At 62.1% G+C, this 25,563-nt stretch carries 20 protein-coding genes and 1 riboswitch; of the genes, 2 read left to right on the top strand and 18 right to left on the bottom strand.

Annotated elements, in window-relative coordinates; all coding sequences use genetic code 11:
- Positions 1–657: 657 nt before the first annotated feature.
- Both AC07R0_RS02645 and AC07R0_RS02640 read right to left on the bottom strand, forming a co-directional pair.
- Complete coding sequence (locus AC07R0_RS02645; protein WP_495103672.1) at positions 658–1,740, bottom strand: PA0069 family radical SAM protein; 1,083 nt, start codon at positions 1,738–1,740, stop codon at positions 658–660.
- A 157-nt stretch (positions 1,741–1,897) separates the two neighbouring features.
- Positions 1,898–3,181, bottom strand: a complete 1,284-nt coding sequence (locus AC07R0_RS02640; protein ID WP_495103671.1) for a DUF445 domain-containing protein — start codon at positions 3,179–3,181, stop codon at positions 1,898–1,900.
- 226 nt (positions 3,182–3,407) lie between these two features.
- Between AC07R0_RS02640 and AC07R0_RS02635 the strand changes: the two genes are divergently transcribed.
- The gene (locus AC07R0_RS02635) at positions 3,408–3,983 is read left to right on the top strand and encodes a hypothetical protein (protein ID WP_495103670.1); all 576 of its coding nucleotides are present in this window, start codon (positions 3,408–3,410) and stop codon (positions 3,981–3,983) included.
- 10 nt (positions 3,984–3,993) lie between these two features.
- Positions 3,994–4,581, top strand: coding sequence for a hypothetical protein (locus AC07R0_RS02630; RefSeq protein ID WP_495103669.1), 588 nt, complete (start codon positions 3,994–3,996; stop codon positions 4,579–4,581).
- Between the two features lie 57 nt (positions 4,582–4,638).
- Here the strand turns inward: AC07R0_RS02630 and atzF are convergent, their stop codons facing one another.
- From atzF to AC07R0_RS02550, 16 genes are all read right to left on the bottom strand, one after another.
- Entirely contained in the window at positions 4,639–6,444 is a 1,806-nt protein-coding gene (gene atzF, locus AC07R0_RS02625) for an allophanate hydrolase (RefSeq protein WP_495103668.1), read from the bottom strand.
- Positions 6,441–10,064, bottom strand: coding sequence for an urea carboxylase (uca, locus tag AC07R0_RS02620; protein ID WP_495103667.1), 3,624 nt, complete (start codon positions 10,062–10,064; stop codon positions 6,441–6,443). Before uca ends, atzF begins: the two co-directional genes overlap by 4 nt.
- Before the next feature lie 134 nt (positions 10,065–10,198).
- Positions 10,199–10,852: an urea amidolyase associated protein UAAP2 gene (locus AC07R0_RS02615; protein WP_495103666.1), complete on the bottom strand. Its 654-nt coding sequence runs from the start codon at positions 10,850–10,852 to the stop codon at positions 10,199–10,201.
- Positions 10,849–11,592 carry an urea amidolyase associated protein UAAP1 gene (locus AC07R0_RS02610; RefSeq protein WP_495103665.1) on the bottom strand — a complete coding sequence of 248 codons (744 nt, stop codon included), beginning with the start codon at positions 11,590–11,592 and terminating at the stop codon, positions 10,849–10,851. Before AC07R0_RS02610 ends, AC07R0_RS02615 begins: the two co-directional genes overlap by 4 nt.
- Positions 11,589–12,434 carry an ABC transporter ATP-binding protein gene (locus tag AC07R0_RS02605; protein WP_495103664.1) on the bottom strand — a complete coding sequence of 282 codons (846 nt, stop codon included), beginning with the start codon at positions 12,432–12,434 and terminating at the stop codon, positions 11,589–11,591. The genes AC07R0_RS02610 and AC07R0_RS02605 overlap by 4 nt, the downstream gene beginning before the upstream one ends.
- A gap of 1 nt (position 12,435) precedes the next feature.
- Complete coding sequence (locus tag AC07R0_RS02600) at positions 12,436–13,215, bottom strand: ABC transporter permease (RefSeq protein WP_495103663.1); 780 nt, start codon at positions 13,213–13,215, stop codon at positions 12,436–12,438.
- Positions 13,216–13,225: 10 nt separating this feature from the next.
- Positions 13,226–14,233: an ABC transporter substrate-binding protein gene (locus tag AC07R0_RS02595; protein ID WP_495103662.1), complete on the bottom strand. Its 1,008-nt coding sequence runs from the start codon at positions 14,231–14,233 to the stop codon at positions 13,226–13,228.
- 54 nt (positions 14,234–14,287) lie between these two features.
- Positions 14,288–14,406, bottom strand: a riboswitch (guanidine-I (ykkC/yxkD leader).
- Between the two features lie 284 nt (positions 14,407–14,690).
- Positions 14,691–15,554, bottom strand: a complete 864-nt coding sequence (locus AC07R0_RS02590; protein ID WP_495103661.1) for an ATP-grasp domain-containing protein — start codon at positions 15,552–15,554, stop codon at positions 14,691–14,693.
- Positions 15,551–16,312 carry a hypothetical protein gene (locus AC07R0_RS02585; RefSeq protein WP_495103660.1) on the bottom strand — a complete coding sequence of 254 codons (762 nt, stop codon included), beginning with the start codon at positions 16,310–16,312 and terminating at the stop codon, positions 15,551–15,553. The genes AC07R0_RS02590 and AC07R0_RS02585 overlap by 4 nt, the downstream gene beginning before the upstream one ends.
- A 306-nt stretch (positions 16,313–16,618) precedes the next feature.
- Positions 16,619–17,779 carry a branched-chain amino acid ABC transporter substrate-binding protein gene (locus AC07R0_RS02580; RefSeq protein WP_495103659.1) on the bottom strand — a complete coding sequence of 387 codons (1,161 nt, stop codon included), beginning with the start codon at positions 17,777–17,779 and terminating at the stop codon, positions 16,619–16,621.
- A 419-nt stretch (positions 17,780–18,198) separates the two neighbouring features.
- Entirely contained in the window at positions 18,199–19,545 is a 1,347-nt protein-coding gene (gene glnT / locus AC07R0_RS02575) for a type III glutamate--ammonia ligase (protein ID WP_495103658.1), read from the bottom strand.
- 4 nt (positions 19,546–19,549) lie between these two features.
- The gene (locus AC07R0_RS02570; RefSeq protein ID WP_495103657.1) at positions 19,550–21,028 is read right to left on the bottom strand and encodes an aldehyde dehydrogenase; all 1,479 of its coding nucleotides are present in this window, start codon (positions 21,026–21,028) and stop codon (positions 19,550–19,552) included.
- 111 nt (positions 21,029–21,139) lie between these two features.
- Positions 21,140–22,627: a DUF3138 family protein gene (locus AC07R0_RS02565; protein WP_495103656.1), complete on the bottom strand. Its 1,488-nt coding sequence runs from the start codon at positions 22,625–22,627 to the stop codon at positions 21,140–21,142.
- Between the two features lie 7 nt (positions 22,628–22,634).
- Complete coding sequence (locus AC07R0_RS02560) at positions 22,635–23,477, bottom strand: ABC transporter permease (RefSeq protein ID WP_495103655.1); 843 nt, start codon at positions 23,475–23,477, stop codon at positions 22,635–22,637.
- 2 nt (positions 23,478–23,479) lie between these two features.
- On the bottom strand, positions 23,480–24,400 hold the full coding sequence (locus tag AC07R0_RS02555) for an ABC transporter permease subunit (protein ID WP_495103654.1): 921 nt from the start codon (positions 24,398–24,400) through the stop codon (positions 23,480–23,482).
- Between the two features lie 18 nt (positions 24,401–24,418).
- Complete coding sequence (locus AC07R0_RS02550; protein WP_495103653.1) at positions 24,419–25,540, bottom strand: ABC transporter ATP-binding protein; 1,122 nt, start codon at positions 25,538–25,540, stop codon at positions 24,419–24,421.
- Positions 25,541–25,563 lie beyond the last annotated feature (23 nt).

The following is a 25,563-nucleotide window of genomic DNA, read 5'->3' as shown; positions in this document are numbered from 1 at the left end:
TGGATATGAATACGCTGGGCAAACCATGAGCTATGTGTTTACTATGTCCTCGCACACCTGTTACCTAGGTACCCGGTTCATACACTTCGCCAAAAGAAGTCAGCAAGAAAAGGCGAGCCGAAGTCGTCGCCCCTGCGCTGCGCTCCGGGTACGCTGCGTTGCTCGGTCTGTGCGGGGTCCCGCTCGAACTCGGCCTACGGCCTCAAACAGTCGCGGGCCCTGATCCGCCCAGCCCTGCGCTACTCGCCGACGCCACACGGCGTGGATACGGGAACGGACATCCAGCCCGGCTATGCCGGGCTCGCGCCCTAGGCGCGATGTGGCGCACAGCGCCACCGATCCCGATCCCCGGGGTCCCCCTTTGTATGCGCCGAGGAGCGCAGCTGCAAGTGGATCAGGGCCCGCGATTGTCTGAGCGAAGCGAGTTCGAGCGGGACCCCACTTGCAGCGAGCACCGCAGGTTCCCGCAGCGCCAGCGAAGGGCGTAGACAGTGGGGGCGCCTTTCTTTTGGTGACTTTTCTTTTGCGCAAAAGAATAAGTTACTCGCCCGCCGGGGCGAACTCCCGGCCGAGGATGCACGAAACACCAACCCAAACCCAAACAAGCCCCAGCGCATATAAAACTTGCGTAACCGGCTACAAACAAAATAGCACGCCCTAAAACAAACTCCCCTGCCCCGACAACAAGCCCGGCCGAAACTGGCTGATGTCCAGCTCCACGCGCTCCCGGTTCAGGCCCAGCTTGGCGCAGGTTTTATGGAAGCGCTGGCGTATCAAATCGGCCCACAGGCCGCTGCCCTTCATGCGGGTTCTGAAGTCGGCGTCGTAGTCCTTGCCGCCGCGCATCTCCTGGATGCGGGCCATCACCCGGTCTGCGCGCTGCGGGTAGTGCAGCGCCAGCCATTCACGGAACAACGGCTGCAACTCCCAGGGCAGGCGCAGCACGGTGTAGAAGGCGGTGCGTGCGCCGGCCTCATAGGCAGCGGCCAGCACCTGCTCCATATCGTCGTTGATGAACGGAATCTGCGGCCCCACACTCACGCCCACCGGCACGCCCGCCTCGGCCAATGCGCGGATGGTACGCAGGCGCCGGTGCGGCGCGGCGGCGCGCGGCTCCAGCGTGCGGGCCAGGGCGCCGTCCAGCGTGGTGAGGGTCACATAGACGGCCGCCAGCTTACGCCCGGCCATGGGCGCCAACAAGTCCAGGTCGCGCTCCACGCCACTGCCCTTGGTCACCAGGGCCAGCGGATGGTGGCAACTGTAGGCCAAGGCAATGGCACTGCGGGTCAGGCGCAGCTCGCGTTCAATCGGTTGGTAGCCATCGGTCACCGTGCCCAGGGCGATCATGCGCGGCACATAGCTCTTGGCCGCCAACTCGCGGGCCAACACCTCGGCCAGATTGCGCTTGGCAATGATCTTGGTTTCAAAGTCCAGCCCCGGCGACAGGTTCAGGTAGCTGTGCGTGGGCCGGGCATAGCAATAGATGCAACCATGCTCACAGCCACGGTAGGGATTAAGCCCGTAGTCAAAGTAAATGTCGGGCGAATCGTTGTGGGTGATGGCGCTGCGCGCGTCTTCAAAAATCACCTGGGTGGCCAGCGGAGCTGTAGGCTCGGCGCCCTCCAGCGTGCCCCAGCCATCGTCAAACGCGGCCCGGTCTACCGACGAGAAGCGGTGCGCCAGGTGCGTGGCCGTGCCCCGGCCTTTGATGGCGTGCACGGGGATATGTGCGTCGGCCACGGCTCATCCCCTGGCGGGCTGTGGCCACGTCACAGGCTTCAAGCCAAAACGCCGGCCAGCGCAGATAGCATCTGCGCGAGCAGCTATTAAAAATGAAGCATGGGTAGAGAACATTCCACGGGCTGGCTTGGCGTCGCCAAGCAAAAATACTGATTATTTATACAGTATATAGCAGCACAGCATGCAACACCAGCCCTGCCAGCCCGCCCACCAGGGTGCCGCTGATGCGGATGAACTGCAGGTCCCGACCCACGCTGAGTTCCAGCTCCTGCACCAGTTGGCGGTCGTCCCAGCCCTTGATGGTTTGCGAGATATGCGCGGTCACGCCGCTGCGCAAGCTCAGCGCCAGCTGGCCCGCGGCCGCCATCACATGTTCGTTGATGGCCTCGCGCAGGCTGGCGTCGCTGGCCAGCCGCTCACCCACGGTGCGCAGCGCGCCCTCCAGGTTGCGGGCGATGGCGGACTGCGGATCGGCCAGGTCGACCTGCAGCAGCTGCTTGATGTCGGTCCACAGCGAGGCGACGAAGCTGCGCAGCGCCGGGTCGGTCAGCGCCTTCTCCTTCAGATCGTCGCAGGCCTGGCGCAGGGCCGGGTCATCGCGCAGGCGCGTGATGTACTCGCTGAGCCAGGCCTCGTAGCGCAGGCGCACCGGGTGTTCGGGCTGGGCCAGCACCTCGCGCAGTTCCTCCAGCGCCGAGGCGCTGAGCTTCTCGGCCATGCTGTCCGCCAGTTTGGAGGTGGAAGCCACCGCATCCACCATGCCCACCACTTTGGGCCACTCTTTGCGTACGTGCTTGAGCAGCAGCTGCGCCACGGTGGCCTTTACCTCGTCCTGCGCCAGGTATTCACCCACCTTGACCAGCCCGGCATCCAGCAGCGCGTTGTGCCGCCCGCCTTGCGTCAGCAGGCCCAGTACCTCGCCGGCGGTGGCCGCCGCATCCCAGCGCCGCGCCTGTGCCACCACCAGCTCCAGCGTGGCGCGCTGCATGCGCGCGTCATCAAACATGTTCAACGTGCCCAGCGCCCAGCCGCGCGCCTCGGCCACCCAGAAGCCCACGCGCGCCGGGTCGCGCAGCCATTCGCCCAGGCGCTGCGCCGGGTCCAGCACCGCCAGCTTGGCCAATAGCGTTTGTGGGTCGAGGAAATGGTCGCGCACAAAGTCGGCCAGGCTGTCGGCGATGCGGTCCTTGCTCTGCGGAATGATGGCCGTGTGCGGCAGCGGAATCCCCAGCGGATGGCGAAACAGCGCCACCACCGCAAACCAGTCGGCCAGCGCGCCGACGGCCGAGGCTTCGCAAAACGCACGCAGCCAGCCCCAAGCCCCCTGCCCGCCCATCCAGTGGCCGGCCAGCAGGCCGCACAGCGAGGCCAGCAGCAGAGTGGCAGCGATGGCCTTCATCCGGCGCAACGAGTCTGAACGGGAGATGGATGAAGAAGTCATGTATGCAGCATATGCGCTCACCATCTGCAAACTACAGCCATGGCGCAATACCAGTCCGTCGCCATCGGTTCTACGCAAACGGGAAAGCAACAAACCATTGACTCCCCATGCACACCTTCTCCACAAATAGAAGGATGATTCTTCGTAGCAACATGTAAAGCCACGCTTACACTACCGCGCTTTTAGTTACATCTATTCATGAAAAGTGTGAGGGAAATTCCAATAAATGCTCAAGATCTTTCGTTACGTTTCGGCTGCCGTCACGGTTGCAGCAGCCGCAATACTGGTGGGCTGTGCGGGCCCAGCTCCCAACTATGCGCCGTCTATAGACAATGTACAAACGCTCAAAACTTCGGGGATTGAACCCTCCAATGTTGGCAGTATTGCGGTAGCCGCAGACCTATCAGGCGGACGGGCCATGGGTCTGCGCGCCAGCAAAATGCTGTCTCCGGTAGGCGCCAATTTTGGCGACTACGTTACTCAAGCTTTGCGCCAGGAACTGGAACTAGCCAAGTTATACAACCCGAAGTCTGACTTTGAGATTTCTGGATTTTTGCTGCGCAACAACATTGATGCCGGAGGTATTTCTACCAACGAAGGGCAAATCGAAGCACGCTTTATTGTTAAACATTCTGGGCAAATACGTTTTGACAAGACAAAGCGCATTGACCACCAATGGGAAAGCTCATTTGCCGGCGCCGTTGCCATTCCATTGGCGGCAAATAACTACCCAGTGATGGTGCAGAAGCTCGTCACTGCGCTTGTCACCGACCCTGAATTCATCCAATCCCTACACAACTGATCTCTGCCAAATGAACCGAATCATCAAACTCCTACTAGCCAGTCTGACCAGCGCCGTATTGTTCGGATGCGCCCATCCCATCTCAATGAAGCCCGACCTGACCAGTCTGAAATCCCAAGGTAGTCCCATAGAAAAGCAAGTTGGCTACTACATGGCAGATACCAGCAAGGCTTTAGAAGTAACCACTCCGGGAGGCGGCGGCGACAAAGTTCGTTACTTCCCCTACCGAGACATTGAACCTGGCTTCTATAAAGCTCTGTCCGAAGTGTTTTCGAATGTCAGCAAGATCAAAAACGCCAAAGACTTGGACGAAGTTAGCAAAAGTGGCATCTCGTTGCTGATCGTGCCTGAGATCACCACGACATCGTCCTCACCCAGCCCGTTTACATGGCCACCAACCTTGTTCTCAGTCACGCTCTCCTGCTCGATCACGGATGCAACTGGACAGTCCATACGCACATTCAGCGTGACAGGCAATGGCAATGCAGAATTTGACGAGTTCAAGAAAAACTTCTCACTCGCCTCTGAACGTGCGACCAACGACGCACTGTCCAAATTGATTATTGCCTTGCAAGAAGCACCCGAGTTGCGCAAGTAATAGCCCGACGTCAAAGACGTTTTTAAAGCGCTGGCAATTGGTTTACCAGCGCTTTTTTTATTTGGATGCCGCCAAATATGCGCGCCAGCCACCGAAGGCTGTGATGTCACGCGCGCCGTCCAGCCCCGAGGGCTCGCAGATGAAGCCCGCCACCGACGAGCCATCGGCCAGCAGCGTCCGGCCTATGCCCAGCGGCGCGGGAATGCCATCGACGAAGCTGCCGAACTGGGCGCCGGGCAGCTCCCAGACTTCCACCTCGATGGCAGCCCCACCCTCGGCCACCCGGACCAGCCCGGGGCGCTTGCCATCGGGCAAGGCATAGAGCCGATATTCCGGTGCCGTCGTGGTGCGCTGCACCAGGCGCCCGCCACGGCTGGTCAGCTGCGGATTCAGCGGCTGGCCTTGCAGATGGGCGCCGCAGACTGCCACCTGAATTTGGCCTGAAGGTACGGCATTCACTGCCTCGAATGGCACGGAGGCATGGCCCGTAGCGCCGAGCGTCGCCGCCCTGCCCTGCAGGCTTGTCTGCCAGCGCTGCGCCAGGTGCAGCAGCGGCTGGTCCTGGTGCGCCGGAGCCACCAAGGTGACGCCAAACGGCAGGCCATCGGCGCGGAAGCCGGCGGGCACGGCGATGGCCGCATAGTCCAGCAGATTGACGAAATTGGTGTAAATGCCGAAGTCGCTGTTGCGGGCAATCGGCTCGGCCAGCATGGTGTCTATGCGGTGGATGGTGGGCGAGGTCGGCAACAACATACAGTCAATGCTGGCCCACACGGCGGCACAACGCTTCGCCAACGCGCGCAGGCGGTACTGGGCGGCGAACGCATCAGCCGCCAGCGGCTTGGCGCCGCCCAGCGTGATCTCGCGCGTGACGGGGAAAACGGCGTCTGGCTGCGCATCGACGAAAGCGCGGATCGCCTGGTAGCGCTCGGCCACCCACGGGCCTTCGTAGAGCAAACGGGCAGTCTCAAAGAAGGGCTCGAAGTCGATCTCGACCAGTTCGGCGCCCAGTGCCTGCGCCTGCGCACGGGCTTCTTCGAAGCACTGCACATAGCCAGCGTCGCCCAGAAACTGCAGCTGGTCGGCACGCGGCACGCCCAGGCGCGGCCGCTCGGCACGGCCGAAGTCGTGGCCGTGCGGCTGGGCCGGGCGTGCATAGGCGTCCTGCGCATCGTAGCCATGCGCGACGGCGAACACCTGCTGCGCATCATCGGCCGTAAGCGCAAAGATGGACACAGCATCCAACGAGCGGCAGGCAGGCACCACGCCGCTGGTGGACAGCAGGCCCAGGCTGGGTTTCAGGCCCACCAGATTATTGAAACCCGCCGGCACCCGGCCCGAACCGGCGGTGTCCGTGCCCAGCGAAAAGCTCACATGGCCCAGCGCCACCGACACGGCCGAGCCGGCGCTGGAGCCGCCCGACACATAGTCCGGATTGAAAGAGTTACGGCAGGCCCCATACGGCGACCGCGTGCCGTTCAGACCGGTGGCGAACTGGTCCAGATTGGTCTTGCCGATGGCGATGGCGCCCGCGTCCAGCAGGCGCTGCACCACGAAGGCACTGGTACTTGGCGTGTAGGCATAGGCCGGGCAAGCGGCAGTCGTGGGCACACCGGCCAGGTCAATGTTGTCCTTGATGGCGAACGGCACGCCCCACAACGGCAGATCCTCGGGGCCACGGTCCATCAAGACCTGTGCGCGGGCGCGCAGCGTGGCGGCATCGATGCGGTGTATCCAGGCGGTGTGCGGGTCGTCGCCAATCGCGGTGACGACCCGCTCCACCACCTGCAGCGGCGTCAGGCTGCCGTCGCGGTAGGCCTGCTGCAGTGCGCCCAGGCTGAGGGAAATCTCTGTCTTGTTCATGCTTGTTCTCCTTGCGCCATGCCCACAATGACCACCACGTCTTGCCCGGCTGCCACGGCGCTGCCTTCGCGGCAAGCCATGCGCCACACCGTGCCGGCGCAAGGCGCGGCGACGGTAAATTCCATCTTCATCGACTCGATGACCAGCAGCGGCTGCCCCTCCACCACCGCATCCCTTTCGGCCACCAGCAGCTTCCACACGCTGCCGGGCACGGCGCTGGCCACGCTGCGCGCGCCGGGGGGCAAGTCGTCTTGCGACACGGCGGTGTCGCTGGCTTCGGGCTCGCCCACGTATTCCGCCTGGCCGGCCACGCGCCAGCGCTCGCGCTCTTCCTCAAAGGCATTGCCTTGCAGCGCGCGGAAAGCCGCGATGTCGTTGGCGTTGTCCGCCAGGAAGCTGCGGTAGTCGTGCAGGCTGAACGTGCCCTCCTCCACCCGCAGCGGGTAGCGACCAGCCGGGAAGTCGCGGCGGATCTGCAGCAACTCTTCTTCGCCCACCGGGTAGAAGCGGATCTGGTCGAAGAAGCGCAGCAGCCAGGGCTTTCCAGGCGCGAAAGCCGGGGCACCGCTACTGGCATCGCGCCAGCGGTTCCACATCTGCAGCGTGCGGCCCACGAACTGGTAGCCGCCCGGGCCTTCCATGCCGTAAACGCACATATAGGCGCCGCCGATGCCCACAGCGTTCTCCGGCGTCCAGGTGCGGGCCGGGTTGTACTTGGTGGTCACCAGGCGGTGCCGCGGGTCCAGCGGAGTCGCCACGGGCGCGCCCAGGTAGACATCGCCCAGGCCCAGCACCAGGTAGCGCGCCTCGAACACGGTGCGCTGCACCTCGGCAATGCTGTCCAGACCGTTGATGCGGCGGATGAACTCGATATTGCTCGGGCACCAGGGCGCGTCGGGCCGCACCGACTGCATGTATTTCTCTATCGCCAGCCGGGTCGCGCTGTCGTCCCAGCTCAGCGGCAGGTAGACGGTGCGCGAGGGCACGACCAGGTCGTCGGTATCGCCCAAAGCATCGTCTGCTACAAAAATCGCAGCTATCAGCGCAGATACGCTGAGCGTCAGCGGCTCGAAATGTATTTGCAGCGAGCGAATGCCGGGGGTCAGATCGACGATGCCCGGCAGCTTTTGCGCCTGCAGGGACTGCATCAGGCCATGCACGCGCAGGCGCAGCGCGATGTCCAGCACCGCATCGCCCAGCTCGACCAGCACATAGCGGTCGCCGGCCTGGCGCAGCACCAGGGCCGGGCGCTCGCCTTGGGCAGCGCGCTGGGCCAGGATGGGCGAGCCGACGGCTTCAACACGCTGCGGAATCTCGGGTAGGTTCCATTCCAGTTCGGCAATACGGCGCTCCTGCGCGGCGTGCAGGGCCAGGGCCTCGTCTGCGGTCACGCAGCGGAAGCGCACGCTGTCGCCAGGTCGCAGCTGGCCCATCTTCCAGCGTTCGCTGGCTAGCACCACGGCCGGGCAAACGAAGCCGCCCAGGCTCGGGCCATCAGGCCCCAGGATGACGGGCATGTCGCCGGTGAAGTCGATGGCGCCGATGGCGTAAGCGTTGTCGTGGATGTTGGACGGGTGCAGCCCGGCTTCGCCGCCATCGCGCCGCGCCCATTCCGGCTTGGGGCCGATGAGGCGTACCCCCGTGCGGCTGGAGTTGTAGTGCACCTGCCAGTCGGTGCCAAAGAACATCTGCACATCGCCATCGGTGAAAAAGTCGGGTGCGCCGTGCGGGCCGTAGAGCACGGCGATGTCCCAGTGGTTCTGGTACACCGGCACCACCTCGGCCGGCAAAGCCGTCAGCGGTTCATGGGTGGCATCCGCGCCGATATGCAGCATGTCGCCCACCCGCAGCGTGCGCCCCGCATGGCCACCGAACTGGCCCAGCGTGAAGGTGGATCGGCTACCCAGGTACAGCGGCACGTCCAGCCCGCCGCGCAGTGCCAGATAGGTACGGGCGCCCGCGCCTTGCACCGCGCCGAGCTTGAGCACGCTGCCGGCCTTGACCTGATGCGACTGCCACAGGGGCAGCACCACGCCGTCGACGCTGACCGCCATCGCCGCACCGCAGACCGCCACCAGCGTGTCGGAGTGGAAGCGCAGACTCGGGCCACTCAGCGTGCATTCCAGCGCAGCAGCATCCAGCGCATTGCCCACCAGCCGGTTCGCCAGGCGCATGGCCAGGTCGTCCATAGGCCCGCTCGGTGGCACGCCCACCGCCCAGTAGCCAACGCGGCCCGGGTGGTCTTGCACGGTGGTCTGCACCCCGGCCTCCAGCACCTCCAGCGCCTGCGGTTGGTAGTGCAGATCGGCCAGGCTCCGCGTGACCATGCAGCCCTCGACAAACACCGGGTCGGCGGCGACGGTGCGCAGATAGCGCAGATTGGTTTCTATGCCCGCCAGCCGGGTCGCTGCCAGCGCGGCCTGCAGCTTGGCGACGGCGTCAAAGCGGTCGCTGCCGGTGACGATGAGCTTGGCGATCATCGGGTCGTAATTGGGCGGCACCTCGCTGCCGGTGGCGACCCAGGTTTCGATGCGTGCGTCTGCTGGGAACACCACCTCGGTGAGCCCACCCGCACAGGGCTGGAAGTTGCGCGCCGGGTCTTCGGCGTAGAGGCGAACCTGGATGGATGCGCCTTGCGGCGCCGGCACGTCCAGCGCGAAGTCATCACCGCGCGCCAGCTTCAGCATCCAGGCCACCAGGTCCACGCCGGTCACCTGCTCGGTCACGCCGTGCTCTACCTGCAGGCGGGTGTTGACCTCCAGGAAGTAGAAGGCGCCGGTGTCGGCGTCCAGCACGTATTCCACCGTGCCGGCACTGCGGTAGTTCACGGCTTCGGCCAGGCGCACGGCGGTTTGCTGCAAGGCGGTGCGGGTGGCATCCGACAGGCCGGGTGCCGGGGTTTCTTCGATCACCTTCTGGTTGCGCCGCTGGGCCGAGCAGTCGCGTTCGCCCAGTGCCACCACCTGGCCTTTGCCGTCGCCGAACAGCTGCACCTCGATGTGTCGGGCGCGTTCGACGAACTTTTCCAAGAACAGGCCGGCGTCTTTGAAATTCGCTTGCGCCAGGCGCTGCACTGCTTCAAACGCCGGCCCCATTTCGGCCTCGCTGCGTATCAGCCGCATGCCGATGCCGCCGCCACCCGCCGTGCTTTTCAGCATCACCGGGTAGCCGATGCGTGCGGCCTCGCTCTGTGCCTGCGCCAGGTCGCTGAGCAAACCGCTGCCGGGCAGCAGCGGCACACCCTGGGCCTCGGCCAGCGCGCGGGCGGTGTGCTTCAGGCCGAAGGCACGCATTTGCGCGGGCGTGGGGCCGACGAAGGCGATGCCGGCGTCTTCACACGCCTGGGCGAAGTCCGGGTTCTCGGACAGAAAGCCGTAGCCGGGGTGGATGGCGCCCGCGCCCGTCGCCCGCGCCGCGTCCAGGATGCGCTGCGGGTCCAGATAGCTTTGGGCAGCCGGTGCCGGGCCGATGCAGACGCTGGCATCGGCCATCGCCACGTGCAACGAATCGGCATCGGCCTCGGAATACACAGCCACCGAGCGCAGGCCCAGCGCCTTCAGGCTGCGGATCACGCGGCAGGCGATGGCGCCGCGGTTGGCGATCAGAACGGTATCGAACATAAGGATGTCCTCATGGGTGGGTCGTCCCACCAAGTGGATAGCGCGCCACGAGTCGTCCCGCGGGCAAAATTCAAAGAAAATCGGCCTATGGCGCAGGCAGTACCTGCGCCTGCAGCTACGAATTCAATAGCAAATCAATCCCAGACCAGCAAGCGGATAGGCGTCGGGTTGTAGCCATTGCAGGGGTTGTTGAGCTGCGGGCAATTCGAGATCAGCACCACCACGTCCATCTCGGCCTTGAGCTCCACGTACTTGCCCGCGCCGGAGATGCCGTCTTCAAAACTCAGATGGCCATCGGGCGTTACCGGCACGTTCATGAAGAAGTTGATGTTGGGTGCGATGTCGCGCTTGCCCAGGCCCAGCGCTCCCGCCTCACGGCAGTGGCAGAGCGCGTGCATGAAGCTGTCGCGGCAGCTGTGCATGGGGCGCTTGTCCAGCGCGTAGCGCACGGTGTTGCTCTCGCTGGAGCAGGCGCCGCCCAGGGTGTCGTGGCGGCCGCAGGTGTCGGCTGTGATGGTCAGCATGACACGGCCCTCGCTAGAGTACAGGCGCGAGCCCAGGCCCAGATACAGCTGGCCGTTGCGGGCGATGGTGTCGGCTGCGCTGTAGCGTTCCTCGGCATCGGCGGCGCTGTAGAACAGCGTGTCCACCGCCTGGTTGCCTTCGAGGTCGAGGATGCGCAAGGTTTGCCCGGCGCGCACCGTGGCCATCCAGGGGTCGCCGGCGAGGCAGGTCTGGTCGAGCACGGCATTGGCCGGGTTCAGGGTGCTTTCCAAAAGCTTGCTCATGCTGCCACTCCAGTGGACGCTACGTAGCGTTCGGTATTGGTGAAGGCGCGGCCGTTCTGCGCGCACTGGGTGCGGCAGGCATCGTCGGCGGCCACAGCGTCGGCGCGGTAGGCGCTGAGCTGCACGTCTGCGGGTGCATACGCGGTGCTGGCATCCAGCGGATGCGGTGCGCTGCTGAGCACGACCAGGGTGTCCATCTCGAAGCGCAGATCCACATAGCTGCCCGCCACGCTGTGGCCGCTCACATGGCTCAACGCGCCGTCGGCATCAGGCACCACCTTGCTGAAGAAGTTGACGCTGGGCACCAGGTCGCGCGCGCCCAGGCCCCACTTGGCCAGCTCGATCAGCAGGTTGTCGCGGCCGTTGCGGTGCATGGCGTTGCGGTGCTGCTGGTAGCGCTTCTCACCGTACTGGGCCAGCACCATGGCCGCGTCGCTCACGCCGCACCAGGTGTCGTGCCAGCCCAGGCTGTCGGCGGTGATCGAGCACAGCACCCGGCCCATGTCCGACTGGCACACATAGCCGGCGGTGAGGAAGGCGGTGTGCTGCGACTTCAAGGTGTCGGGCATGTTGTAGCGCTCCAGCGGCTGCTCGGCGTTAAAGAACAGCGCGGACACATTGGCGCCACCTTGCAGGTCGGTCAGGCGCAAGGCGGTGCCGCGGCGCAGACGGCCGGACCAGTGGTTGCCGCCGGGGAGGTATTCCTCCCACAGCAGCTTGTTGGCGGGGATGGGGGTCATACAGGAGTCCTTTCTTCGGCCATTTGCGTGAGTTTTTGCAACTGGTCCAGGTCGGTTTTCATGCCGGAGGTTTCGCGGATGCGGTCCAGCAGCTGGCGTTTGAGGCGCAGAAACTCGGGAGCCAGCTTCATGTCCTGCTCGCGCTTGGCCGGCAGCGGCACGTCGTAGATCGAGTCGATGCGGCCCGGGCGCGGTGCCATCAACACCACGCGGTGACCGAGGTAGATGGCCTCTTCCACATCGTGCGTGACGAAGACGATGGTGGTGCGCTCCAGGCGGTGCACATGCAGGATCAGGTCGTGCATCACCTCGCGGGTCTGTGCGTCCAGCGCGCCAAAGGGCTCGTCCATCAGCAGGATCTGCGGCTTGCCCATGAGCGCGCGGGCAATCGCCACGCGCTGCTGCATGCCGCCGGACAGCTGGTTCGGATAAGCGTTAGCCGAAGCCGTTAAGCCCATCAACTGCAACAAGGCATCGGCGCGACCCGAAGCGGCCTCGACATCGGCGCTGCTGCGGTCTTGGGTATGGGTACTCAGTTGGCGGCAGAAGCGGATGTTTTCCGTCACGCGTAGCCAGGGATACAGGCTGTAGTGCTGGAACACCATGGCCCGGTCCTGGCCGGGCCCGGTGATGGCCTGGCCATCGACCAGCACGTCGCCTTGGCTATGGGTTTCCAGCCCGGCCAAAGTCCGCAGCAAGGTGGACTTGCCGCAGCCGGAGGCGCCGACCAGAGTGACGAACTCGTTGTCGGCAATGCCCAGGTTCACGTCGTTCAGGGCGGTAACCTTCTGGGAGTTGGTGCCAAAGTACTTCCAGACGTTTTTGCATTCGATTTTCATCATTTCAGCGTCCGTGCATCCAGGGAAAAGCCTTGCGGTGCAGCAGGCGGAACAGCTGGTCGATGGCCAGGCCGATGCAGCCGATCAGCAGGATGCCGGCAAAGATCTTGTCGGTCTGCAGAAAGCGCTGGGCCTTCAAAATCGCAAAGCCCAGGCCCGAATTTGCCGCCACCAGCTCGGCGACGACCAGGTAGGTCCAAGCCCAGCCCATGGTGATGCGCAAGGTGTCCAGCAGCGCCGGTTTGGCCGATGGCAGGATCACCTTCTCCAGCACCTCGCGCCGGGTGGCGCCCATGGTCTGGGCGGCTTCGATCTGTGCCATGGGCACGCGGCGCACGTCCTCGGCCACCATCAACACCATCTGGAAGAAAGTGCCGATGAAGATGATGGCCACCTTGGCGCCCTCGTCAATGCCTACCCACAGCATCACCAGCGGAATGAAGGCCACGGCCGGCATATAGCGGATGAAGTCGGTCAGCGGCTCCAGCAGGGCCTGCACAGCGCGCCAGCTACCGATCAGCAGGCCCAGCGGCAGCGCCAGCAGCGCGGACAGCGCCCAGCCGGTGACCACACGCAAGGTGCTGATGGCGGCGTCGCCCAGCAAGTCGTCTTCCATCGCCCAGGTGAGGATGCGCGTCACCACCTTTTGCGGCCCCGGCAGAAACACCGGGCTGACGCCGGCAAACGCGCTCAGCAGCGCCCAGCCCAGCAGCGGAACCACCAGGCCAGCGAGCGCGAGCAAGCCATAGCTGCGACGCGAGATCGCCAGTCTTATCGACCACATGGCGCGTGCCTTACTTCAGCGCGTCTTGGACCAGGGTGCCGTCTATGCCCTTGGCGGCATCCGGCTTGCCGTCGATCAGCTTGTACTGCGTCAAGAAGGCGGCGATGGTTGGCGCGGTGCTGGACAGCGACAAGGCATTCTTGGCATCAAACGCCTGGGTGTTGGCGGTGGCGTCGAAGAACTTGGTGCCGGGCAGGAACACGGTGTATTCCTCGGGCGACATGCTGACCACCTTAGACATGATCTTGGCGGCTTCGGCGGGTTGCTCGCGGATGAACTTCTCGGTCTCGAACCAGGCCTTGATCATGCCGACCAGCTCCTTGCGCTTGGTCTGGATGGCTTTGTCTTGCGCCACCAGCAGGTCGGGCACCAGGCCCGGCATGTCTTTGGAAGTGAACAGTGGCTTGCCCTTGCCGCTGGCTTCGATCTGGTGCACCCAGGGGTTCCACAGCACGGCAGCATCGACCTTGCCGCTGATGAAGGCGGCGGCGGCATCACCGGCCGACAGGTTGACGATCTTCACGTCGCCCAGCTTCATGCCGTTCTTGGCCAGCGCCGTGGCCAGCACAAAGTGCGAAATGCTGTACTGCTCCAGCGCCACCTTCTTGCCCTTGAGCTGGGCGAAGGAGGTGATCTTGGGGCCGACCATCAGCGCGTCGTTGCCGGCCGAGTTGTCGTTCACCAGAATGGCCTTCAGCGGCAGGCCCTTGGCCAGCGGGCCCAGGGTGTCGGACCAGGTTTGCGAGTTCGCATCCAGCTGACCCGAAGACAGCGCGCCGATGGAGTCGGTGTAGTTGGCGAACCAGACGAGCTTGACGTCAGCGCCATGCTTCTTGAAGAAGCCTTTTTGCTCGGCCACATACCAGGCGACCCAGCCCGGCCAGTCGGACAGGCCGACCTTGATTTCGGCGGCAGCCGGCCGGGGCAGGCTGACCGCCCCCAGGCCGACCAGCACCATACAGACGCTGACGGCACAACGTTTGAACGCAAAAGAAATCGGAGAAAAATGGAAAGACATAACAGCTCCAAGGTTGACGAACAAATGCGGGAGACCACCTCGACAACGAAGTGAACCTCCCGGGCTTTTGTCCCGCCGTGGAGCCGGCAGCGGTATGGGCCGCTGCTGGCCGACTGCTCTCGGACCAGACACCGCTTGATGCTCAAGCGGCCGGAACCCTAGCTGTCATTTGAAGAAGCGATCCAGAGTGGCCGCCCCGCGTTGACGGAGCAAGCAAATTTAATGCCAACAAAGAAGCCTGACTGAAAAACTGCGAGCCCGCCTCTGTGCACACGTTAGCTCAACCCAAAGTTCTAGATCAGCAAGGCATACAAAAGCGCATTTCTCGGCACACAGATGGTGCCTATGCACGACTGCGGTGCACCCATGCCGGGTTCAGCAGTCCCAGTTCTCAAGCTCTACAAATACTATATTTTTCACAGCACCATACGCAGTATTTACATGCGCCAGCCGCACATCAGGCCGCATGCAGCAAGTCCGCCAGCGCGGCCGCCAGGGGCAGACCGCTTTGCGCCTCGAACGCGCTATAGGCGGGCAAGGGGTGGACTTCAAAGCAGACATAGGTGCCGTCCGGGCGCAAGCGCAGGTCTATGCTGGCCAGCGGCAGGTCCATGGCCTGCGACATGCTCACGCATTGGGCGGCTACGGCATCTGGCAGGCTGGTGGCGCTCCAGCCAGCGTCGCTGCTGGCCTCGGCGGCAAACACCTGCTCGCCCACCACATGGACGCAGATGTCCACCCCGGGCACATGGGCCTGGAACTGGGTGGGCAGCAGCGCCAGGCGGTGCATGCGCGACAAGCTGGCGTCATCCAACTCGGCCACACCCACATCTGCGTCGCTGATGGAGCTGAACATCACACGCCCATGCTGATTGCGAAAGCTGCGCACCGCCTCGGGGTCGGAGCTGACCAGGGTGGCCGGCACCAGAAAGCCCGCTTCGCCCATGCGCTGGGTCTGCAGGGGTTTGGAGGCATTGGCCTGTATGGCAGCGGGCCGGCTGACCACCAGTGCCGGGGCGATGTCAAACCAGTCCAGCAGCTGCTGGTGCAGGGTTTGCGCATGCGCATTGGCCGCCGAAGCGCCATCCAGCAGCATGGGTGGAGAGGGGCGCGCGTAGACGGCACGAATGTCTTGCAGGAGCAGTGCCTGCCTGACCACCACCAGTTCGCCCGATATGCCCGGCGGGCCGACCGAGATGTCCAGCGAAGCCTGGTCCAACGCGGCCGTGTCCAGATGCAGATAGGCTGCGTCTACGGCCTGCAAGGCCCGCACCAGGCAGCTGATGGGTGGGTCGTCCGCCTGGCCGTAAACGAGGATCATGCGACGCCGTCGCGCTCCAGCTCGACAGCAGCCTGGCTGTGCACCAGATCACAGATGCAGGTGGCCACAGCGTCTATGTCCTCCAGGTCGGTCAGGGCCGGGTACGGGCTTACGCCGACCAGCACAAAAATCTGGTCTCTGCGCACGAAGCGGAACTCCAACACAGAGAACCCCAAGGCCTGGCTCGCCGCCACGCAAGCCCGGCCAAAGCGACCCGCCAGCACGCCCGTGGTCTGCGTGCCCGCCACCAGTACGGTGGCATCCCATTCCAGCGCCGGCATGCCAGCATCGCGCTGCGCCACGGGCAGGCCGCACTGGGCCGCCGCCTGGGCCCAGCGCAGCATGGGTAACTGCGGTGACAACAAGGGCTGGTTGCGCAGCGAATGCAGAACGCGGTCACCGAAGGATGCCAGCCAGCTTTGCATCAAGGCATGGAACTCGGCCGCCGCGTAGTCGCGGTCCTGGGCGCTGCCGTGCAAAAAACTGGGCATGGGCAGGTGCTGGATACGGTTGAAAACAGCGCGCACCTGGCTGCTGAGCAGCGCGGGCCGGCCCGGCAGCGTGAACTGCGTTTCAGCATGGCCATGGTCATCCACATGGTGCGACCAGATGGCCTGGCTGAGCATGGCGGGCCGCACGGTCCAGACCTCCACCGCAGCGCAGGCGCAGTCTTCGCGCAGCATGGAATGCAAGGATGCCGCAACCGACGCAGCACCCGCATCAGCCGCATGGGCCAGCACCAGAACGACTTCGCTCATAGCACTGCACCTCGCACGGGCACGGGCCGGCCATAGGTCTTGGGCAGGCTGGGGCGTACGGGGCAAAAATGGGCGTTGCGACAGTTCATCAGGGGCTCTCCTCAAGTAGATCTGCAGCGTGACACGCTGCAGCTACGAGAGTGCAACAGCGGGTAAAGCGGTACAGCATTCACCCATTTGGGCGACCCCTGAACGATAGGCGCGCACAGGGGCTACGTCACCCACGTCTTCCACCTTTTTGAGGGAAAAACCCAGCACAAGATATAGCGCGTGTAAAGCTCCGCAACCCGCGCCGGAGCTGCCTGCCTACCAGACGTCGGAGCGCACCTGGGATTCCCATGCACCGTCGCGCACGCGGTAAACACCGATTACGCCATAGCGTTGTTCACCCTTGGCATCCCACTTCATGGAGCCGGTCACGGGTGCATAGCCATCCAGCTTGCGCAGCGCCTCCACGATGGCCGCAGGCTTGGCCGAAGGCGTACGACGGATGGCTGCGGCCAGCACATAGGTGGCGTCGTAACTGTAGTGCCCTGCATAAGCGGGGTCGATCTTGAACTTGGCGCGATATTTGTCCAGGAAGGCCTGGCCGGCGGGGAATTCCCCCACATCCAAACTTGGCGACGTGGCGAATACACGCTGTCCAGCAGAGACTCCCTTGCGCATCAACGTAGTCTTGATGGTGTCGCCGCCGAGCAGGGTCACATCGGCATGGTCAACCTTTTTCAGCGCCTCAAACAGGGCCAGCACCTGGAAGTCGTTCAGCGTAGAAACGATCACTTCCACGCCCTCGGCCTTCATCTTCTGGGCCAGCTCATCGAACGCAGTCGTTTTATCGTCAAACGACTGCACCAAAACGATGTTCTTTTGAGCCGCCTTGAGCTGTGCTCCAGCGCCAGCGGCCAGCCCTTTCCCGTAAGGCGTGCCATCGTCCAGCAACGCGTATTTGCTGCCCTTGATTTGTGATGCCGCAAAGCTGCCAATGGCCTTCGCCTGCAACGTGTCATTGGCTACAAGCCTGAAGGTTGTGTTGAGGCCCAGCTCGGTAAATTTGGGGTTGGTGGAAATAGCCAGCTGTGCGATGCTCTTTTCGGCATAAACAGGCGCCGCCGCGATGCTGACACCGGAATTCAAATCGCCCACGACGGCCACTACGCCGGCATCCACCAGTTGGTGGGCTACCTCCACGCCTGTCTTGGCATCAGCGCGGTCGTCCACGGCCACCACCTCCAAGGTCACAGATTTGCCATTAACCTGAAACCCTTGCTTGTTGAGCTCTTCTACCGCCAATGTGACCCCATTGAGCATGTCTTGCCCCAACGGCGCTAAATTGCCGGTCAAGGGCTGGGCTACACCAATTTTGATAGTCGATGGTGGACTGTCACAACCCTGAAGCAGCGCCAGGCAAGCGCCCAACAGAGCTAAATGCAAGCCACGGGTGTACCGAACGGAAGATCGCAGAGGCATGGGCATTTCCAGTAAAAAAATGGTTCGAATTGAAACAAAGCGTATCTAGTATGCATTCTTTGGGCCAAGGGCGAAAATGCCAGACCCTAACCGCCCCCTCTTTTGCCGCCTTTCCCTGCTTGCACCGGAACGCCTGCGCCTTTCTTTTATTCAGCGTACCGCTGCACTAGATACACAACGGACCCAGGATGTGCACCTGATCTGTGCAGATAGCCTGCCTGGCCTACAGCGACTTTTGCTTGGGTGATACCGGCGCCATATTGGGCCATTCCCAGGCCATTGCGACGCTTAGCGCTTGGCTGGACGTGTTCGAAGCATTTTCACGTGAATTGAGCGCGCACTGATTTGCTATCAAAAAAAGAGCTGCTAGCGCAGTTAGCACCTGCGCTAGCAGCTCTTTCTATTCAAAACCCTGTAGATCAAAATCCGTCCGCGTAACGCTCCAGCTCCCAGGCGCTGACATGACCGGCATACGCGTCCCATTCAGCGGTTTTGAGTGCCAGAAACTGCCGGCAGAACGAGTCGCCCAGGCTTTGGCGCAACACCGCGTCTGCTTCCAGCGCGGCCAATGCCGAGCACAGGTCGCGCGGCAAACGGGCAGGCATGGCATCCGGATGTTGGACCTGCTGGACATACAAATCGACAGAACAAGGCTCGGGCGCCCGCATCTGCTGGTCCAGGCCATCCAGACCAGCCGCCAAGGTCGCGGCCACTGCCGCATACACATTGCAGGACGGGTCTGGCAAGCGCCACTCAATGCGCCCGGCCACTGTGCGCGCCAGGCAGGTACGGTTGTTCTCGCCATAGGCCTTCCACACCGGCGCCCAGGTGGTGCCCGATGCACTGTGGCTGGCAGCCAAACGCTTGTAGCTGTTCACAGTGGGCGCACACAGCGCCGTCAGCGCATCCGCATGGTGCAACAGACCGGCAATAAAACTGTAGCCCCCGGCGCTCAGCCCCAGCGGGTCGGCGCCCTGGGCAAACACCGGCTGGCCCTGGGCATCCGTGATGCTCAGATGCATATGCAAGCCGCTGCCGGGCGCATGCGCCAGTGGTTTGGGCATACAGCTGAAATGCAGCCCGTGTTTTTGCGCCACCGCATGGGCTGCCAGCTTGAACAACATGTAGCGGTCAGCAGCGGCCAGGGCGTCGTCAAAGCGGTAGTTGATCTCGTACTGCCCGGTCGCGTCTTCGTGGTCGATCTGCTCTAGCTGGAAGCCCAACGCCACCAGGGTTTGGCGCATATCGTCCAGATAGGCCTGGTTGCGCTGCAGCGCCTTCAGGTCGTACGAAGGCTTGTCCAAGGTATCGAGCACATCGCCTACGCACCACGCCCCCTGTGCGTCCTTGCGCAGCAAGAAGAACTCGGGCTCTATGCCCACCCAGAGCGTCCAGCCTCGCTCTTTCAAACGCGCCAGCTGCCGCTTCAGCAGTTGCCGGGAACAGGTGTCGAGCGGCTCACCGCCCGCAAAACCATCGGCCACTGCATGGGCCACGCCAGGCATGAAAGGCAGGGCCTGTACATGCTCCAGGCCCATGCGTGCGTAGTACTCGCTGCGTGGCCCCAGGCGCGGCAAGCCCGTGCCCCAGATGCTGGGGCCTGCAAAGCCCGCCCCAACCTCCACCCATTGACGCAGATGCTCCACCGGCACCAGCTTGCCCTTGGCCACACCGTGGATGTCGGCAAACTGCACCAGGATGCTGTGTATGCCCTGGGCCTGCAAGGCTTGCTGCACATCCTCTACCGTCGCTGTCGTATCACCCATGGGATCAGACCGGGCTATCGATACGGATCCACGTTGTCTTGCACTCCGTGTATTTGTCAAAGGCGTGCAGCGACTTGTCACGCCCCACCCCGCTTTGCTTGAAGCCACCAAACGGCACGGTGATGTCGTCCTCGTCATACTGGTTGACGTGCACCGTGCCAGCGCGCAGGGCGCGTGCCACGCCGTGGGCCTTGTTCAGGTCACTGGTCCAGACGCCGGCCTGCAAGCCGTAGATGGTCTGGTTGGCCTGGCGCACTACTTCGGCGGTATCGGTGAAAGACAGCACAGACAGCACCGGGCCGAAAATTTCTTCACGTGCAATCGTCATATCGTTGCGAACGCCGTCAAATACCGTGGCCTGCACGTAGCAGCCGCCGGTGTCTGCCAGGGCCTGTTCGCCACCGGCCAGCAGCTTGGCACCTTCGGACTTGCCCAGCTCGATATACCGCAGCACATTGTTCATCTGCACGGTGTCCACCAGGGCACCCATGATGGTGTCCGGCTCCAAGGGGTTGCGGGGGGCGTACTGGGGCAGCAGGGCCAACGCTTTTTCCAGGAAAGCATCCTTGATGCTGGCTTCCACAAACAAGCGCGAAGGTGCGTTGCAACTCTGGCCCTGGTTGAAGAAGATGCTACCCACGGCGGCTTCCACCGCGCGGTCCAGATTCGGACAATCGGCGAATACGATATTGGGCGACTTGCCGCCCAACTCGGTCCAGGCGCGCTTCAGATTGCTTTGGCCGGCCATCACGTGGATCATCTTGCCCACGGCGGTGGAGCCAGTGAAGGCGATGCAGTCCACGTCCATGTGCAGGGCCAGCGGCGAACCGGCTTCCGGCCCGTAGCCAGGCACCACGTTGAACACGCCGGCGGGTATGCCTGCCTCCAGCGCCAGGTCGCCCAGGCGCAGCGCAGTCAAGGGGGATTTCTCGCTGGGCTTGAGCACCACGGAGTTGCCCGCAGCCAGGGCCGGAGCAATCTTCCAGGCGGCCATGATCATGGGGTAGTTCCAGGGCACGATAACCCCGACCACGCCGACCGGCTCACGCGTGATGAGGGCCAGCGCCGTGTCGGCCGTGGGGGCAATTTCGTCATACACCTTATCCACCGCCTCGCCATACCAGCGCAGACAGTTGGCCGCGCTGTTGACGTCCACGGCCTGGGCATAGCGCAGCGGCTTGCCCATGTCTAAAGTCTCAGTCAAGGCCAACTCCTGGGCATTGGCCAGCACTAGGTCGGCGAAGCGTGTCATCACCTTCTTGCGCTTGGCCGGTGCCATGCCGGACCAGCGGCGATCTTCGAACGCGATGCGTGCGGCTGCCACGGCGGCGTCGATGTCGGCAGCCTCGCAGCGGGCCACCTCGGTCAGCACCGCACCATCCACCGGTGAGATGCAAGTAAAGGTCGCGCCGCTGCGGGACGCTACGCGTTGGCCATTGATAAGTGCACGGCCGTCAAAGGTGGGTCGGGTCAAAGTCTGCATAGCCTCATTTCCTGGACTGAAAAATACGGGAATCAAATACTCTCAAGCCATGAGCGATTCCCGTATTCAATCAAATCCGGATCAAAGCTTTACCCCGCCTCAAAGGCGCGGTCAGAAGTTCACGATGGTCTGTAAACCGATCGTGGTGTTGCTCTTGCGGTAGGTGCCGTCAGACCATTGGTAGAACGAAGGCGTAGTAGCGCGGTCAAACCGCAGCTCGCCACGGAATGCCACATTGCGCGTCAGCCGGTAAGTTGCAGCGCCCGTCACAGAGAACCGGTTCGCACCCTTGTTCGGGTCGTAGTTGGGGTCCGTTGGATCTCCTGGGCCAAATCCGTTGTAGAAGTCGCCCACGGCAACGCCAGCGCCTGAGGGATCATTTGCAAATACGTTCGGCGTTCCGCCACCATTCTTCTGGTTGTTCAGGTAGTCAAAGCGGCCCGCAAATGTCCAGGCAGGCCCCACCTTCTTGGACAACATGTAGGACATGCCGTACCACTGGGAATCCCCCCCATTGAAGGCTGCAAGTTGCTGACGCCCAAGGGTCAGCTGCAGATTGGTGTTGATGTCACCACGCGTCCACCAACCGTCGATCTCGAACTGGTCCAAACGGGTCGCGGAGGGTGTACCAGTCAAAGACGAATTGGGATTGGTCACCTTGCCCTCGTAGCCCGTGAATTCCACCCCCCAGAACTCATCCTTGGCATAGGTTGCGTTGTAGATGAAGGAAGGAAGACGAGAAGACGATGTGCTGCTGCCGCTCACGTCATTGCGCGCCGAGTTGAAGTTGGCCAAGAACAGCTTGGTGTCCCACGGACCTCGCACCAAGTCCAGACCCACGCCGGTATACGCTGTCGCGGCAGTGAAATCAAACAGCAAGTTCTTGGTCACGAAATACTCGGCATAGCCTGGGTACAGTAAGTTGGAAGACAGGCTATTGGCGCCCACAAAGCTATTGAAGAAGGGTTGGTAGCCCGATACATCCGGCATTTGCCCCACCAGCAATCGGGTGGAAGGGCCGTCGATCGGGATGGATACCGACGCTTCGTGCACGATATTGCCGAAATTGAAACCCGCCCCAGCTGATTTGCTAGGCGCCAAGGTCAAACGGAACCGGGTACCGCCGTCGTCCATTTCCTTCTGGATGTCCAAGTAGGCCAAACCAAAGAACGAGTTGTCATAGGAGTACACCTCGCCACTGCCATTCACATCACCAAAATTATTCAAGAACGCAAACGAGCTTGATTGCTTGTTGCGGTTGTAAATATAGGTCGGATCAATTCCGCCGCTGATACGTAGGCCTTTGAAACCAGCCACTTCCGACTGGTCCTCCATAGCCTCCACCTTGGTCTTGATGCGGTTGAACTCATCCGGATCTACCGCTGATGTCTGCGCGGCTTGCACGGGAGCCGACGCCGGCGCAGCACCTTTCAACGCCTCGGTCAACTGCTTAATCTGCAGCTGAAGTGCATCAATTTGGCGTTGCAGATCAGCATTCGACTGGGCGCTGGCCAGTATGGGAAAAACCAGAGATACAGCTAACGCAGTTTGTTTCAGTTTCATCATCGGATCTCCATCTCCATGGGTTACATCAAACAATCAATCCTCAAGCAGCGACGGTCTGGCCCTCTCGATACGCCGCGGCTTGCTCTGCAGAGCGTTGACGCTCCTTGCGGCTCATCCACAAGCTGCCTGCCAACACCCCCACCGACACCACGGCAACGGTGATGGTGGCAATCGCGTTCACCGTAGGATTCAGGCCCAGGCGCGCCCGGGACAAAATCACAATGGGCAAGGTGGTCGATCCAGGGCCGGACAAGAAGGCGGTGGAAACCACGTCATCCAGCGAAATCGTGAATGTCAGCAACCAGGCGGACATTAGCGACGGCGCAATCATGGGCAGGGTGATCAGGTAAAACACCTGGAACGGCTTGCAGCCCAGATCCACAGCGGCTTCCTCCAGAGAGCGGTCCATTTCCAGCAAGCGCGACTGGATCACGACAGCCGCATAGGACAGACCAATCGACGTATGCCCCACCCAAATGGTGAAGATGCCGCGTTCTGGCATGCCAAACATGCGCTCGCACATGACGAAGAACAGCAGCAGAGACAGGCCAGTAATGACTTCGGGCACAACCAGAGGTGCATTGATATGGGCATTGAAAGCCGTGCGGCCAAAAAACTTCTTGTAGCGCACCATAGTGAACGCGGCCAAGGTGCCAAACACCACCGACGCCGTGGCCGTCAAAAGCCCAATCTTGAGTGACAGCAAAAAGCCGTCAATGACCTCAGTATCGTGCGTGATCACCCCATACCACTTGAAGGTAAAGCCGCCCCAGAGGGTGACCATCTTCGAATCGTTGAACGAGAAAACGATCAGCGTGACGATGGGTAGGTAGAGGAACACATACCCTGCCCCCAGCCAGAATCTTCCTATACGCGAGTCCATGTTCAGTTTCCTCTCACACCGCCGGAATCGGCTTGGTATTTGTTGAGAATCGCGAGCGGAATCAGGATCAACACCACCATGGTGACTGCCACCGCAGAAGCCATTGCCCAGTCGTTGTTACTGAAGAACTCGTCCCACAAGACGCGCCCAATCATCAGCGTCGAAGGACCGCCCAGTAATTCCGGGATCACGTATTCACCCACGCTCGGGATAAATACCAACATGGCGCCAGCGATGATGCCGTTCTTGGACAAAGGCACGGTAATCAGCCAGAACGCCTTCCAGGGTGTAGCCCCCAGATCTTTGGCCGCCTCCAGCAAACGCAGGTCCATCTTTACTAGGCTTGCATACAGCGGAAGAATCATGAACGGCAGGTAGGTGTAGACCATGCCGATGGTCATGGAAAACCCGGTGTGCATCATCTTGATCGGTTCGTCGATCGCATGTATGGCAAGCAATATGTTGTTGAAAACGCCGTGGTCATCCAACAATCCCTTCCAGGCATACACGCGCAGCAGATACGACGTCCAGAACGGCAGCGACACCAGCATCAACAGCGCGGGTCGCATGCTCACCGGCGAGCGCACCATGAAATACGCAAACGGGTATCCCACCAACAAACACCAGAATGTATTGATCAGAGCAAACCGTATTGACGACAGATAGGTCTGAACGTAAAGCGGGTCCGTCGTCAAAAACACATAGTTGGACAGCTTGAGGCGCAGCGTCAACATCCCGTCGACATAACTCGTCAAATCGGCATAGTGCACGCCATCGGAGTCCGAGACACTGATCTTCAACACCACGAAAAATGGCACCGTGAAAAACAGTATCAAGAAACTGTAGGGCACGCCGATCACGCTGCGCTTGCCCCACCCCTGCGACAAGGCGCGCAGGTAACGGTTGTTGGATAGGCTGCTCATGGTGGGAATACCCTGTGCTCAGCTTGTCAACACCACCAGAGCATCTGGTGCGAATGTGGCGTATACCGTCTCGCCACGCTGGAACAGCTCACCATGACGCTGACCATGGGTGATCTGGATCTGCAACTTCTTGCCACCCGCCAAGTTCATGCGATAGAGAGAGAAGCTGCCGAAATACCCGTTGTCGGCAATTTCGCCGCGCAGGCAGTTGTGTTGCGCATCGGTTGGCGGGTCGCGCTGCAGGCTGACTTTTTCCGGACGCACAGCCACGGTAGCCGGCATGCCCAGCGTACCCGTCACCCCGTGGTTCACGTAGAAGCTACCATGCTCGGAGCCCACCACGCAGTGGTCTGGCTCATCAATCTCCAGCTTGCCATCGAACAAGTTCACGTTGCCGATGAAGTCAGCCACGAAGCGGCAGCTAGGGGTTTCGTAAATTTCACTAGGCCGCCCCACTTGCTTGAACTGGCCCTCGCTCATGACGGCAATGCGGTCGGCCATGGTCATGGCTTCTTCCTGGTCATGGGTGACCAGCACGCAGGTCACGCCCACGCGTTTGATGATGCTGTGCAGCTCAAACTGGGTTTGTTCACGCAGCTTGCGGTCCAGCGCACCCAAGGGTTCGTCCAACAGCAATAGCTTCGGGCTCTTGGCCAGGCAACGGGCCAATGCCACCCGCTGCTGCTGGCCGCCAGAAAGCTGGTGCGGCTTACGTTTGGCGTAGGGCTTGAGCTTGACGATATTAAGCATGGCATCCACACGCTCATTGATTTCGCTCTTTGGCAAGCTGTCACGCTTCAGACCAAAGGCAATGTTCTCCCACACCGTCAAGTGGGGAAACAAGGCATAGGACTGGAACATCATGTTGATGGGCCGTTCATATGCCGGCATGGAGACGATGTCGGAACCCGCCAACAAGATATGACCAGAAGTGGGCGTCTCAAACCCTGCCAGCATACGCAACAGCGTGGACTTGCCGCAGCCAGATGAACCCAACAAGGCAAAAATTTCGCCCTTCTCGATGTCCAGTGAAACATTGTCTACGGCAGTTGCTTCATCGAAGCGCTTGGTCAAGCGATCAATGCGCAAGAAACTCTTATCGTGGGCTGCGCCAACGGCACCCAACTCTGGATTCGACATATGAAAGCCTCTGTCAATTATTG

The sequence above is a fragment of the Rhodoferax sp. GW821-FHT07F03 genome (assembly GCF_059418745.1).
Note: the sequence above shows the minus strand (reverse complement) of the source record. Positions and strands in the feature narration are given on the sequence as shown.